General features: G+C 42.9%; 10 protein-coding genes and 1 tRNA gene. 7 read left to right on the plus strand and 4 right to left on the minus strand.

Annotated features, from left to right (window positions below; all coding sequences use genetic code 11):
- Positions 1-16: 16 nt before the first annotated feature.
- Positions 17-4510, plus strand: coding sequence for a translocation/assembly module TamB domain-containing protein (locus FPZ42_RS04435; protein ID WP_146269267.1), 4494 nt, complete (start codon positions 17-19; stop codon positions 4508-4510).
- Here the strand turns inward: FPZ42_RS04435 and FPZ42_RS04440 are convergent, their stop codons facing one another.
- From FPZ42_RS04440 to FPZ42_RS04450, 3 genes are all read right to left on the minus strand, one after another.
- On the minus strand, positions 4511-5716 hold the full coding sequence (locus tag FPZ42_RS04440; RefSeq protein WP_186458679.1) for a bifunctional 3,4-dihydroxy-2-butanone-4-phosphate synthase/GTP cyclohydrolase II: 1206 nt from the start codon (positions 5714-5716) through the stop codon (positions 4511-4513). It abuts the gene before it with no gap.
- 90 nt (positions 5717-5806) lie between these two features.
- Positions 5807-7234, minus strand: coding sequence for an LptF/LptG family permease (locus FPZ42_RS04445; protein ID WP_146269269.1), 1428 nt, complete (start codon positions 7232-7234; stop codon positions 5807-5809).
- Positions 7235-7321: 87 nt separating this feature from the next.
- Complete coding sequence (locus tag FPZ42_RS04450) at positions 7322-7702, minus strand: START-like domain-containing protein (RefSeq protein WP_146269270.1); 381 nt, start codon at positions 7700-7702, stop codon at positions 7322-7324.
- A gap of 157 nt (positions 7703-7859) precedes the next feature.
- Here FPZ42_RS04450 and FPZ42_RS04455 point away from each other — a divergent pair.
- The 6 genes from FPZ42_RS04455 to FPZ42_RS04480 all read left to right on the plus strand — a co-directional run bounded on the left by FPZ42_RS04455 (position 7860) and on the right by FPZ42_RS04480 (position 12095).
- A tRNA-Met gene (locus tag FPZ42_RS04455) sits at positions 7860-7933 on the plus strand.
- Positions 7934-8027: 94 nt separating this feature from the next.
- Positions 8028-8213 (plus strand): hypothetical protein, encoded by a 186-nt coding sequence (locus FPZ42_RS04460; RefSeq protein ID WP_146269271.1) that lies wholly within the window; start codon positions 8028-8030, stop codon positions 8211-8213.
- Positions 8214-8468: 255 nt separating this feature from the next.
- Entirely contained in the window at positions 8469-9368 is a 900-nt protein-coding gene (locus FPZ42_RS04465) for a hypothetical protein (protein ID WP_146269272.1), read from the plus strand.
- Positions 9369-9493: 125 nt separating this feature from the next.
- Complete coding sequence (locus FPZ42_RS04470) at positions 9494-9877, plus strand: hypothetical protein (protein WP_146269273.1); 384 nt, start codon at positions 9494-9496, stop codon at positions 9875-9877.
- Entirely contained in the window at positions 9861-10061 is a 201-nt protein-coding gene (locus FPZ42_RS04475) for a helix-turn-helix transcriptional regulator (protein ID WP_146269274.1), read from the plus strand. The genes FPZ42_RS04470 and FPZ42_RS04475 overlap by 17 nt, the downstream gene beginning before the upstream one ends.
- Before the next feature lie 126 nt (positions 10062-10187).
- Positions 10188-12095, plus strand: coding sequence for a family 43 glycosylhydrolase (locus FPZ42_RS04480; protein WP_146269275.1), 1908 nt, complete (start codon positions 10188-10190; stop codon positions 12093-12095).
- A gap of 78 nt (positions 12096-12173) precedes the next feature.
- Here FPZ42_RS04480 and FPZ42_RS04485 read toward each other — a convergent pair whose 3' ends face one another.
- Positions 12174-13496: an OmpA family protein gene (locus tag FPZ42_RS04485; RefSeq protein WP_146269276.1), complete on the minus strand. Its 1323-nt coding sequence runs from the start codon at positions 13494-13496 to the stop codon at positions 12174-12176.
- Positions 13497-13532: the final 36 nt, after the last annotated feature.

The raw sequence follows: 13532 nt of genomic DNA on the forward strand, positions 1-13532 counted from the left end.
AATAGCGTTAAGCATTGTGCTCATCATCCTGCTGCTTGTCAGCATTGTGCTTATCTCTTTCCAGTATAAGCCGGTGCAAACGTGGGCGGCAAAAAAAGCAACAAAGTACCTTTCAAAAGAGCTTAATACTACCGTTGATGTAAAGAGCCTTTATATTAAGCCCTTTTCTTCGGTTGTATTAGAGGGTTTATATATTCTTGATAAACAGCGCGATACTTTATTGAGCACGCCGAAGCTTTCAGTTGAGTTAAAGGGTTTTTCGATCTTCAACAGCATTAAACGAAAAAAGCTGCACTTTGAATCGATACAGCTTGATAATGGTTCGTTTTATCTAAAAAAACTAAAGGACAGCACCACCAATCTAAAGTTTGTTATCGACTACTTTAACTCCGGTGATACCACCAAGAAAAAAAGCCAGCCCTGGACGCTTAATTTCGATAAAATAGCTGTTTACAATTTTCACTTCAGGTACAAAAATTACCTCCGTAACGAGTTTGTAAAAGGGGTGAATTTTAACGATGTCGACGTAAACCACTTTAGCACTACCATCCATAACATGGACCTTATAAATCACTTATTTAAGGCACGTGTAACCGGCATGACGTTGAAGGAGAAAAGTGGTTTTTATGTTAAAAACTTTAACGCAAATGCCACTATAGATACCAACCAGATATTGTTGCAAAACCTTTTTATACAAACGCCAAATTCAAATCTGAAAAACTATTTCAGGATGCGGTTTAAATCGTTTACCGATATGGAGGATTTTGAGAACAAGGTGAATATGGATGCCGAATTTCACTCATCGCACCTGTCATCAAAAGATATCAGCTATTTTACTGATGCCCTGGCAAAAGTGAATACCACATTTGAGTTAGGCGTTGATGGCCGCGTGCGTGGCCTGGTAAATAACATCAGGGCAACCGGATTAACTGTCACCGCCGCACAGGCTACCTTTATTAAAGGCGATTTTCATCTTACCGGCCTGCCAGATTGGGAGAATACTTTCCTGCAATTACGTTTTGACCAGATTGCCACCAACAAGAAAGACCTTGATTACTTGTACAGCCACTTTACAGGTAAGCCTACAGCCAAAGTGCCGGATATTGTAGGCAAGTTTGGCAATGTGAACTTTACCGGCAGGTTTACCGGTTTGCAGAATGATTTTGTAGCGTTTGGAACATTTAAAACCAAACTTGGCCGCTTAGACCCTGACATTAATCTTAAAATTAGCAAGGCCGGCATACCAAGCTACAGCGGAAAACTAATGGCTACCAATTTTGATGCCGGCGCCTTGTTAGATGATAAAACCCTTGGCCGTACCTCATTTACGGGGAACATAATAGGTAGCGGCGATGCCATTAAAAATCTTAACATCCGCGGCGATGCTAAAGTTGCCTATTTGCAATTTAAAGGTTACACCTACAATAACCTGGTAACAAGCGGTACGTTCAGAAATAAAGTAGCAAACGGTAAGGTAAGTATAAACGACCGTAACATTAAGTTTGACCTCACCGGTAACATTAACCTAAACCCTAAGCTGCCGGTTTACAATATTGCCGGCAATGTAACCAATGCCCGCCTGCACCAGCTTAAGCTATTAAAAGATACCATTACTTTCACCACCAATCTTAACACTAATTTCTCGGGCAATAACCTGGATAATCTTGACGGCAGCATCCTGCTTACCAAGATAAGAATGGACGATCCGCGCAATAGTTACGTGATAGATACCGTAAACCTTTCGGCGACCGGGAAAGGTGCAGAGCGTGTTATATCGTTACGATCTGACGTGGCTGATGGTAGCATTAAAGGAAGCTATGACCTGGCAACGCTACCATCGTACTACAAAACCATCGCAAAAAAATATATCCCATCACTAAAAACGGATATAACACCGCCTAAGCCGCAAAACTTTGATTTTACCCTTAACCTAAAAAACATGGACCCGGTTACGGCCATGTTTATGCCGAGCCTGAAAATACCAGACCAGGGCTCATTTGTGGGTAAATTTAACTCTAATGATAAAACAGCCACGCTTAACGGTTACATCAAAACCATCAAACTCGGCAAAATAGTTTTCCATGATTTTATTATTGACGAAAGTACAACGGATGATTTCCTTGGCCTCAACCTTTCGTTAAACAGGATAGATCTTACGGACAGCCTCTACATCAAGAACATTACGGTAACAAACTTCCTTAAAAAAGACAGCCTTAATTTCAACGTTAAGCTTTCTGATAAAAATGCTACCAACCAGTTAGACCTTTACGGCCTGGTTGAGTTTGGGCGCGACACCACCGCCAAGCTGAAGCTGCTGCCTTCTGATGTGATACTGGAACGCCAGAACTGGAAGATACAGGAACAAGTGCGCATACGCCTGCTTGACGGCAAAACCAAGGTAGAGAACTTTGAGCTCTCAAACGGCCCGCAAAAAGTATTGATAAACGGTTTCATATCTGATAACCCTGCAGATAAGCTGAAGGTAACCTTTGAGCAGTTTAGCATGGCTACACTAAACCAGCTTACAAAACCATCGGGCGTGTTGTTAAAGGGCGCACTTAACGGCGATGTGCTGCTAAGCGGGTTAACCAAACAGCCCGGTGTAGACGCCAAGTTGGGTATTGATTCGCTTACGATGAATAAAACATTGGTGGGTGATGTGAAGATCGCATCTGATCTGGACAATGCTAATAGTCGCGCTAACGTGAAACTCGACATCACAAATGGCGGCAAAAAAACCATGAACATTGATGGAGCCTACCTGATTGGCCAGAAAGGTGCAGAAGACCAGCTTGATTTTGATATCAACATGGACCATACCGAGGCCATTATTTTTGAGCCGTTCATCAAAAACCTGGTTTCGGATATTAAAGGGACGCTTTCTGCCGATGTGAAAATGACGGGTGCACCATCTAAGCCGCAACTTAACGGAGATATAAGGTTTAACAACACCGGCCTTACGGTTAATTATTTAAAAACGCCTTACATTATTAATGATAAAGTAACTGTTAGCAACAGTTTGATAACCATTGATAAGCTGGTGCTTAAAGATACCCGTGGTGGCAAAGGAGAGGTAAACGGTAAAGTTGACCTGAACAACATATCAAACCCTACGCTTGATGTTACTTTGGAGGCAAATAACCTGCAGGCATTAAACACCACTTTTAAGGATAATCACTTGTATTATGGTACTGCATTCGGCAGCGGCACTTTCAAGTTCACAGGGCCTATCGATAACATGAAGATCGATATTAAGGCCAGTACGCAGGCGGGTACGGTATTTAACATTCCGCTCAATACATCCATGACGGCCAGTCAGTACGATTTTATCCGCTACGTTAATCATAACGATACGTTGCAGAAAAATGTGGAAAAGGTGAACCCTTTCAACGGCGTGACACTGAACTTTGACCTTACCGTTGATGAAAGCACGGTAGTACGTATTTCAACAGATTATGGTGTATTAGAAGGATCAGGCCAGGCGCGTAACCTCAAACTGAACATCAACAGCCTTGGCGACTTTGAGATGTTTGGCGACTTCCTGATAACAACAGGTAAGTTTGAATTTACAGCCAAGGATTTCATCAGTAAAAACTTTACGGTAAACCAGGGTGGTACCATCCACTGGACGGGTAATCCATCAAATGCGGAGATCAACCTAAGGGCCATTTATGAGGTGCGTACAGCAATTGGTCCGCTTTATTCTGCGGCTGGTTTAACACCGCCTTACGGTAACAAACAGGTATTGGTACAGGCCGAGTTGATATTGACCAAAACGCTCTTGCAGCCAAATATTGATTTCGACTTTACCTTCCCTGTAGACCCATCGATAAAGGATGACCTTGCCACTTACCTGTCTGATAATGCCAACCGCAGCCAGCAGGCGCTAAGCGTTATTGTACGCCGCAGCTTTGCATCGGGTACGGGCAGTAACCTGAGCGACCAGGTAGTGGGTACTGCGCAACAAGCGGTAAGCGAGTTTGCGTTTAATAAACTCAACAGCTTTATCTCCCAATCAAACATCAAAAATTTTGACTTAAACATCCGTTCGTTAACAGATGCGAGTGCAACCTTCAGGCTGTGGAACGATAGGGTATTGCTTAACGGTAACCTTTATTCAACTTCAGGTTCTAACGATCTTTTCAATGCGCGGCAAAGTTTCTTCAATACCGATTTTAGACAGTTAACAAAAGACTTTGAGATACAATACCTGATACGCAAAGATGGTAACCTGCGTGCAAAATATTCTTACCGCGCACTAAACAACACTACGCTCAATACCCTTAACGATCAGCTTTTACCACAATATGTAAACGGTGTAGGTTTAATTTACCAGCGCGATTTTGATACGTTTGGAGAGTTCTTCCGCAATATATTCAGGCAGAGCCGCCGCAACAGGCAACCGGTTACACCGTCACCAGTACCAAAAACTACCATTGACACGCCAACGCCTACCAAACCATCAGATGATAACAGCGGCGAAGACAGCGACGGTAATGACGATCAATAATTAATGATCGCGCATGATAGCGTGGTCCATTTTATCACGCTTGGTACGCAGGTAAGCTTCGTTATGTGGATTGGCAGCTATCTCAATTGGGATGTTCTCGATAACTTCAAGTCCGTAACCAATTAAGCCTGCGCGTTTCTTAGGGTTATTGGTAAGCAGGCGCATTTTTGATATGCCCAGGCTGCGTAAAATTTGCGCACCTATGCCGTAATCGCGCTGATCCATTTTAAAGCCCAATTTAATGTTGGCTTCAACAGTATCCAGGCCATTCTCCTGCAAATGGTAAGCTTTTAATTTATTGACAAGCCCGATACCCCGGCCCTCCTGGTTCATATACACGATAACGCCCTTACCCTCTTTGCTTATCATTTCCATTGCCTTATGCAGCTGAGGGCCGCAATCGCAACGGCATGAGCCAAAGATATCGCCGGTGACGCATGAGCTGTGTACGCGCACCATTATTGGTTCGCCGGGCTCCCATTCACCTTTAATAAGGGCCAAATGGTTTTCACCTGTATCAATTTGGGTATAAGCAACCATATCAAAGTCGCCCCACTCGGTAGGCATCTTTACAGATACTTCCTTATGTACCATCGATTCGGTATTTAAGCGGTATGCGATGAGATCTTTGATCGATACTATTTTGAGATCAAGTTCTTTCGCCATTTCAAGCAACTCTGGCAGGCGGGCCATTTCACCATCCTCGCGCATTATCTCGCAGATAACGCCTGCAGGCTCCATACCGGCCAAAACAGCAAGGTCAATAGCGGCCTCGGTATGGCCTGATCTACGCAATACACCGCCATCTTTAGCTATCAACGGAAAGATATGCCCGGGGCGGCCAAGGTCTGATGGCTTTGTTGCCGGATCAATAAGTGCCAAGGTGGTCTTAGAGCGGTCAGACGCTGAAATACCTGTTGTACAGCCATGGCCCAGCAGGTCAACAGACACGGTAAAGTTAGTTTCGTGCGATGTAGTGTTATTGCTAACCATTGGCTCCAGGTCAAGCTCACGAGCGCGGTCTTTGGTAATAGGTGCACAAACTAGGCCTCGGCCATGTTTAACCATAAAGTTGATGGTCTCTGGTGTTGCGTTACGCGCCGCGGTTAAAAAGTCGCCTTCGTTCTCGCGGTCTTCGTCATCAACAACAATTATAGTTTTACCGGCTTTAATAGCCTCAATAGCTTCAGGTATGGTGTTAAGCATTGTATCAATTTTAAATGCAGCAATGCTGCATTAGCAAAACAAAGGTAGGTTATATTTAAACCAATAGCGTCGGGATTGTGTAAAAGAATATCAGGTGCGGCTGCGCTTCCAAAACCTTACACGGCCAATAAAACGCCGGTATATCTCAATATCAAATAAGCTGGAGTCGGTAGCTGCCTTGTAGGTAAGAAACAACCCGATTGGTAGCAGGATCACGATACCTATCCATGCACCGGTAACCGGCGACCACTCCCCTTCCTTAGCAGATTTTTCGCCAATAGTGCCAATAATATAATAGATAAGGAAAAAAATGATCGATACCACCACCGGAAGCCCCAAGCCACCCTTCCTGATAATTGCCCCCAACGGCGCACCTATCAGAAATAATACGATACACGCCGCACTCAGCGTAAATTTCTTTTGGTATTCAAGGATGTATCGCCGCACGTTCCTATTGGCCTCTTCGTGCTGGTCTACGCGGTTGCGCAGGGCATCCTGTATCTGATGTACCTCGCTTAGCGCATTGTTAATGGCGTTCACCTTTGCAGATTGATCTTTAAGCACAATACTATCTGCAGCAATAGTTTTCTTAACCTTATCCGACTTTTTGGGCACCATGTAATAACGCAGGTAAGCGCTCAAAAGCCTATAATTTTGGAATCGCGTGCTATCGATATTCCTCCTGGCTGAATCAACAAAATGGTCAAGCTGGCGCAGATTCATCATTTGTGAGGCCTGCCTGAATTCGCTCTCGTTAGTACGCGTCATCTTAAGGCCGGAGAGATCAAACTTCTGCTCAGTTTCTTCAAATCTGAAACGTGTTAATTGCTGGCGGGGCATACCGCCCTTATCGCCTGCAGCCTCCTGGTAGCGGATGCCATCTTGGAGTTTCAGTACCAGGTAAAGGTCATCCTTTGTGCGGTACATCAGGCCTGTTTTGGCAAACGTTACGGTTTGGCTACCTGCCGCGTTACCGCCGCCGGCCTCATAGATCATAATATCATGCAGCGTTTGTCCATCAGGGTCTTTGTGCTTAACACGGATGGTATAACCAGGAAAACGGTTACTAAAGATATTTTCCGGTATCAGATCGGCCGATTTTTGCTTGCGGGCGTCATACAGCAGCGAATAGTATTTGAGGTTAGCAACCGGCAGCATATAATCAGAGAAAGCAAAAGCAGCTATGCTGATCACTACTATAACTACCAGCATGGGGTACATTGCCCTGCGCAGCGACACACCCGCTGATTTAATAGCCACCAGCTCGTAGTTCTCACCAAGGGCACCATACGTCATGATGGATGAAAGTAATACCGATAGTGGTAAAGCCATCGCCACGTTTGTTGCCGAATTATACATCATCAGTTCGAGGATGATATACCAGGCAAAACCTTTCCCTATCAGATCATCGATGTATTTGAAAAGGAACAACATCAACAGCACAAACATCACTATAAGCAGCGTTACAATGAACGGCCTGATGAACGACTTGAGCAGTAAAAGATGTATTTTCTTCATTAAACAATTTCCGGGTATGCAGAAAACGCCCGATCACGCAAATAATTGCATGGCAGGGTAACGGACAAAAATACAGAAATTTAAGGGTTAAGCGCCCAACGTACTGATAAGATAATCTATCTGGTTATCCCATATCAGCTTGCGGTCATCAACGGTTTCATCAGTAGCAAAATCAGTAATGGCAAGGGCAACATCGTTGGTAAGTTCGTCCTGTACAATTTCCATTTCCAGGTAGCATTGCGGCTCATCATCAAGCCATTTAAAGCGTACCAGTTTGTTTTCTTTAATAGTTATCAACTTAGCGCGCTGGGTTTCATCATCCCAGGTAAAAGTATACACCTGATCGCGTACAGATACATCGTCAGCAAACCATTGGGTAAGGCCGTTTGCTTCATTAAGGAAACTATATAGTATTCTTGGTGAGGATTTTATCTCATATTCAAGATTAAACTTCTTCTTCTCAGACATAGGGGTAAAACTGTTACAAATTAATCAGGGGGTTAAAAGTTAACTTTTTTTCTAAAGAAAACTAAAATCTGCTATATTTGCAAACCTTTTTTAGCCACCCTCTAAGGGTAAGACTATAAAAGCAAGCTAAAGTCAATTTAGCATTTATTTTAAATACGGCGGGGTAGCTCAGATGGTTAGAGCGTAGGATTCATAACCCTAAGGTCGGCAGTTCGATCCTGCTCCCCGCTACTTGAAGATGAGGCAGTTACAGTAAAATGTAGCTGCTTTCGTTTTTTCTGGTCATATAGTGTTCATACACACCAGCCACAGTCGTTATAATGATATGCTTGATCAGCATGAGCAGCAAATCAACGGCATTAAGGGCGTTAGATCCGGCAAAGAAAAATCAGAAACAAGAACAACGCAACCTGAGAGTACGTTAAAAGAGCAGTTTAATAATCAAAGTGCACAAATGACTGGCGACAGTTTTAATTCCGATAATGCAAATGAAAATGAGCGCGAGCATTAAGGGCCAAAGTAGCGAAGCCGCAGGCGGCGATCAAAGCACGAAAGATGCAAAAGAAACGCATTAGATGAATTAACGTAAATTTTAATGTAGATTAAAATTAGTGAGCTAAAGAATACTGACTATACCCCACAATTAACATACACATCCAAAAGAAAATATTTTTTTCTTTAAAATTATTTTGTGTAACGTTTTTGTTATTAATATTCCTATTTTGCGTCCGCAGATATTTAATACTTAAACCCACAAAAATTTAAAGTGAAATTATCAAATCTTATCTCATTTAATCCGACCTTCAAATCGTCGGCACTAATCGTAACGGCAGCGCTAAGCTTAACATGGGCGGCATGTCAAAAAGGGAGCAACAGCGGAGTCGCTCCAACTAAATTTGATCAAAAACAATTCGACGAGATCGGTATTGTTCACAACCGTAGCGTTGACAGCACTTATCGTGTCTTACTTGCAATGAAGACTAACCACCAATTAAATTTTTCCAAAGATGAATTAGTTTCATTTGTAAGAAATGGCATGCTGAATAACTTAAAAATTCAGGGAACTAATCCCAAAGTAATTATTGCCCTAAATTCAGCTTTGAGCGGTCAATCTGTAATAATAAAGGATAATTATGCTAGAAAAATCAACTCGATTTCTGACGTTCAAATTACCACTTATTATACAGATTCATTAGCTGCGAAGCTAACTGTAAACCAAAAACAAGTTTTGGATAAGCTTTTGTATGTAATGACTGATAACTCAGCGACATTCGAGGAAACTAAAAGTCAAATTAATTCTTTAGAAACCAACGCAAAATCAGAACTTTCAGATACTGAGTTGCCTGCCATACTTGCTTCGATATCGGTAGCCAAGTACACAATCGTTTACTGGCATGATAATTACGATAAATGGGTATCGTTATTAAGCAGCAGTAACAAGGTTTCAACTCAAAGCATCAAAACAAATGCAGCGGAAGCTGGGCCAGGTTTTAGCTGGCGAAATGTTGGCGCGGCAGATGTAGGCGGTGCAGCAACGGGAGCCGTAGCTACATGGTGGCTTAACATTGCAGCAGGTCCCGGTCAGGTTGCATACGGTGCAGCAATTGGAAGTGGTGCAGCGAGCGCATCGGTTGGAAATGCTGTTTACCAATTATTATCAAACTAATTAATAATCATATCTGCGATAAAAAGGCCAAATAATTATTTGGCCTTTTTATTTGGTAATTTAAAAAAGACAAGTATATTTGTCTTAATGGAAAGTTTGATTTTCAAAAAGACAAATAAATAACTATGATCTTACAACCTAAATTCAAATTCATCGGCGCAGGCTTATCACTGGTTGCTGTTACTGTATCAATTATTTTTCGCTTAATCAATTTTCAGTTAAATAGCCAATTAAAAGAGACTTTACTTTCGCTGGTTATCATTGGCCTTGGATTGTTGGCCTTTTCTAAGGAGAGGTTTGAAGATGAGAGAATTTTGGCAATCCGTTACAAATGCCTTGCAGGAACGGTATTATTTTCTACTATTTTTACCACCATTTTTACTGTCGCCAATATCATTTTTGATGATATTTTACTTAGTGGGCAGCAGTTGATTATCACAACCCTTCTGATTTACATCCTTTTATTTAACCTTTTAAAGCGCAACGACAACAATGAAAACATTGATTAAAGTAGAGCGGGCTAAAAGGGATATGACCCAGCAAGATTTGGCGGAACTCGTTAATGTGTCAAGGCAGACGATCAATTCAATTGAATGTGGCAGATATTCACCTTCAGTGCAGTTAGCAATCAAAATATCAAACGTTTTCAAACTACCAGTAAATGATATTTTTTTACTTGAAAATTCAGATTAGCAATATAATCACATTAAGCAGCAACGCACCAATCATTTAAAAAAGTCCCCCTTTCCTTTAAGTGTTAATAACACAATTAAAATATTTTACTACATTAGCCTTTTAGCTGCCAATTATCTATCGATGATGAAAAGACCAGTAAACCCGGCTTTAGCAATAAAAGCTTTCTTAATTGTTTTTCTGCTTTTGCATAATGTGCCCGCAGCCAATGCGCAAAAAAAAACCGCTTACCTGTTCACTTACTTCACCGGTAACGGCAAAGGCGAAGAGGCCATACACTTTGCACTTAGCAGGGATGGCTACAATTACAAAGCGCTAAACCAGGATGCTGCCGTTTTGAATCCGGCGGCCATAAGCGCTACCGGTGGGGTAAGGGACCCTCACATTTTAAGGGCTGAGGATGGGAACACCTTCTACATGGTTGCCACGGATATGCAGGTGGCAAAATATGCATGGGGGCCTAACACGGCACTGGTGATGCTGAAATCGAATGACCTTATCAACTGGAAATCAGTATCAGTAGATATCACTAAGCAGTATAAAGAATTTGCAAACGTGAACAGGGTTTGGGCCCCGCAAACTATCTATGATAAAGAACAGCAAAAATATATGCTATACTGGTCTATGCGTGTAGGCAACGGACCGGATATTTTATATTACGCTTACGCGAATAAAGATTTTACAGGCCTTGTTTCTGCGCCTAAAGTACTTTTTGCAGCAGCAGATAACAAATCAACTATAGATGCCGATATTATTTACAGGAACGGCAAATACAACCTATTTTTTAAAACCGAAGGCTCAGGAAACGGCATTAAAAAGGCTGTTTCAGACAGGCTTACTTCGGGCTACGTTGCGCAGGATAAATACTTACAGCAAACTACTGATCCTGTTGAAGGTGCAGGGGTATTTAAATTGAATAACAGCAACGATTATATTTTGATGTACGATGTTTACACCAAAGGCAAATACCAGTTTACTAAAAGCAGCGACCTTGAAAATTTTAAGGTAATAGATCAAATGGTAACCATGGATTTTCACCCTCGCCATGGTACGGTTATACCAATAACTGAAAGTGAATACCAACGATTGATGGCCAGATGGGGTGATAATGATCTGCATAACCCTGCGCTGAAAGGCCTTTACGCCGACCCTGAGATCCTGTATTCACACAAGACAAATAAGTATTACATCTATCCTACCAGCGATGGATTTGATGGTTGGTCGGGCACGTATTTTAAAACCTTTTCATCAACTGACCTGGTTAACTGGAAAGATGAAGGCATCATCCTCGACCTTAAAAAGGATGTATCATGGGCTAACCGAAATGCATGGGCACCCACCATTGCCGAAAAAATGATCAACGGCAAGTACAAATATTTCTATTACTTCTGTGCCGCCCAAAAAATAGGGGTAGCGGTTTCTGATAGCCCTACCGGGCCTTTCAAAGATAGCGGCAAACCACTGATTGATAAGCTCCCGGCAGGCATAAAGGGAGGGCAGCAAATAGACCCTGATGTTTTCACTGATCCCAAAACCGGCACATCATACCTGTATTGGGGTAACGGCTACATGGCCGGAGCTGTGTTAAATAAAGATATGATATCCATTGACACCACAACCATTAAAGTGCTCACGCCGGATACCTCATTCCGTGAGGGTACCGAGGTATTCTACCGCAAGGGGAAGTATTATTTTATGTGGTCTGAGGACGACACCAGGAGCGAAAACTATCGCGTAAGGTACGGGACATCAACTTCGCCGCTTGGCAAAATCGAGATCCCTGCCAATAACCTGGTTTTGGCAAAAGATGCGGATAGTGCCATCTATGGCACCGGCCATAATTGCGTTATCCAGATCCCGGGCAAAGATGAATGGTATATTATTTATCATCGCTTTAACCGCCCCAAGGGCATTACCATGGGCGACGCCGCCGGCTACAACCGGGAGGTTTGTATTGATAAACTGGAGTTTAACAGTGATGGCTCTGTTAAGCGGGTTGTGCCTACCGTAAAAGGCATTGCGCCGGTGAAGTAGATCTTAATAAAATAGCATTAACTACAAAGGCCGCTTCTTTTCAGAAGCGGCCTTTAACATAATTACTAACTTATTAACTTAAAACAGTGTAAACTCAACCCTGCGGTTCATTTGCCTGCCTTTATCTGTTTTATTTGTGGCTATCGGCTGCAGCGGGCCATAACCTGTTGCCTCTATGCGCGATGCGTTTGCACCTTTTGATACCAGGTAATTCTTCACAGCCTGTGCACGTGCTTTCGATAAAGCCATGTTCGCTTTCATGCTGCCTTTGCTATCGGTGTGGCCTGCCAGTTTAAGGGCAAAATCTTTCTGAATCAGTAGTTCTGCAACGCGGTCTAACGTTGGATATGAGCGCTCTTTTATCTCTGCTTTACCATAAGCAAACTCCAGGTTTTTAATGGCATCGCCAATTACACGGCGGTCTTGTTGGGTAATAACTTCCTTCTCTTTCACAACAACAACAGGTAGCGGACAACCACCGCCATCTACTTTGGTACCAGCTGGTGTACCCGGGCATTTGTCATATTTATTTGCTACGCCGTCGTTATCATCATCAGCCATGTCCCTTTCGTCCTGAAGGCGTTTTTGCTCTTCTGCTGCTAACCTGGCCTGTAACTGGGCGGCTGTTTCCTTTATCTCCTCATGTACTACCGCAACCGTGCTAAAGTTTTGCAGCGGCCTTGCGTTTTTCTTACCAAAGCTATACTCGATACCTAAGTGACCATAAGACATGTGATCATGCAAACCGCTCCGGTAACCATCAAACGCATTAGTTCTTAAAGAATACACGGTGTAACCCAGATCGATATTAACCGCCTTTGAAACGCCTATCTTAAAGCCTATCCCAATAGGTAAAAACCATGTTTTACCATCTCCGCTTGTGGGTTGCGGCACATTAGCCATTACCGGCGGCGGGTTGCGCACCGTAGTTGAGTACGACATATACCCCACACCCGCAGTAAGGTAAGGCACTATTACTGCAGGTTTTATAGATAAACTTAAATTAGGCACTGTAAAGTAACCACGCAGATCTGCCGACCAGTTGATATTGGTTTCATAGCCGCTCTGGTCCTTGCCTGGCACGCCCTCCGGGAAATTATTAAACTTGGATGCGTTCACCTTTCCGAACAAGAAATCGGCCTGCAGGCCGAAGCTTGACAGTATCTGCCTCTTCACAAAAAACGAATAACCAAATTTTTCGTGCGGGTTACCATAGTCGCCATTGGTTTTACGGTTAAACGGTGTCCAATGGGTTAAAAAGCCACCGTTAGCACCTATCGACCAGCGGCGCAGGTCATCGGTGGGCAACTTAGATGTGTCGGTACTGCTTGTTTGGGCAATACCTTGTGCAGAAATGGCCGACAGGCAAGCCACAAGGCACCAGTTTTTTAATGTTTTCATTGTTGGAAAATCTTTAGGTGTGATAGATCTTTTATA

It is taken from the genome of Mucilaginibacter achroorhodeus (genome assembly GCF_007846095.1).
Classification (GTDB): Bacteria; Bacteroidota; Bacteroidia; order Sphingobacteriales; family Sphingobacteriaceae; genus Mucilaginibacter; species Mucilaginibacter achroorhodeus.

What these genes read in the sequence shown, in the direction of transcription:
- FPZ42_RS04440 (WP_186458679.1), bottom strand. Translation starts at nt 5,716, where the DNA reads ATGCTTAACACCATACCTGAAGCTATTGAGGCTATTAAAGCCGGTAAA.
- FPZ42_RS04445 (WP_146269269.1), bottom strand. Translation starts at nt 7,234, where the DNA reads ATGAAGAAAATACATCTTTTACTGCTCAAGTCGTTCATCAGGCCGTTC.
- FPZ42_RS04450 (WP_146269270.1), bottom strand. Translation starts at nt 7,702, where the DNA reads ATGTCTGAGAAGAAGAAGTTTAATCTTGAATATGAGATAAAATCCTCA.
- FPZ42_RS04460 (WP_146269271.1), top strand. Translation starts at nt 8,028, where the DNA reads ATGCTTGATCAGCATGAGCAGCAAATCAACGGCATTAAGGGCGTTAGA.
- FPZ42_RS04470 (WP_146269273.1), top strand. Translation starts at nt 9,494, where the DNA reads ATGATCTTACAACCTAAATTCAAATTCATCGGCGCAGGCTTATCACTG.
- FPZ42_RS04475 (WP_146269274.1), top strand. Translation starts at nt 9,861, where the DNA reads ATGAAAACATTGATTAAAGTAGAGCGGGCTAAAAGGGATATGACCCAG.
- FPZ42_RS04480 (WP_146269275.1), top strand. Translation starts at nt 10,188, where the DNA reads ATGAAAAGACCAGTAAACCCGGCTTTAGCAATAAAAGCTTTCTTAATT.
- FPZ42_RS04485 (WP_146269276.1), bottom strand. Translation starts at nt 13,496, where the DNA reads ATGAAAACATTAAAAAACTGGTGCCTTGTGGCTTGCCTGTCGGCCATT.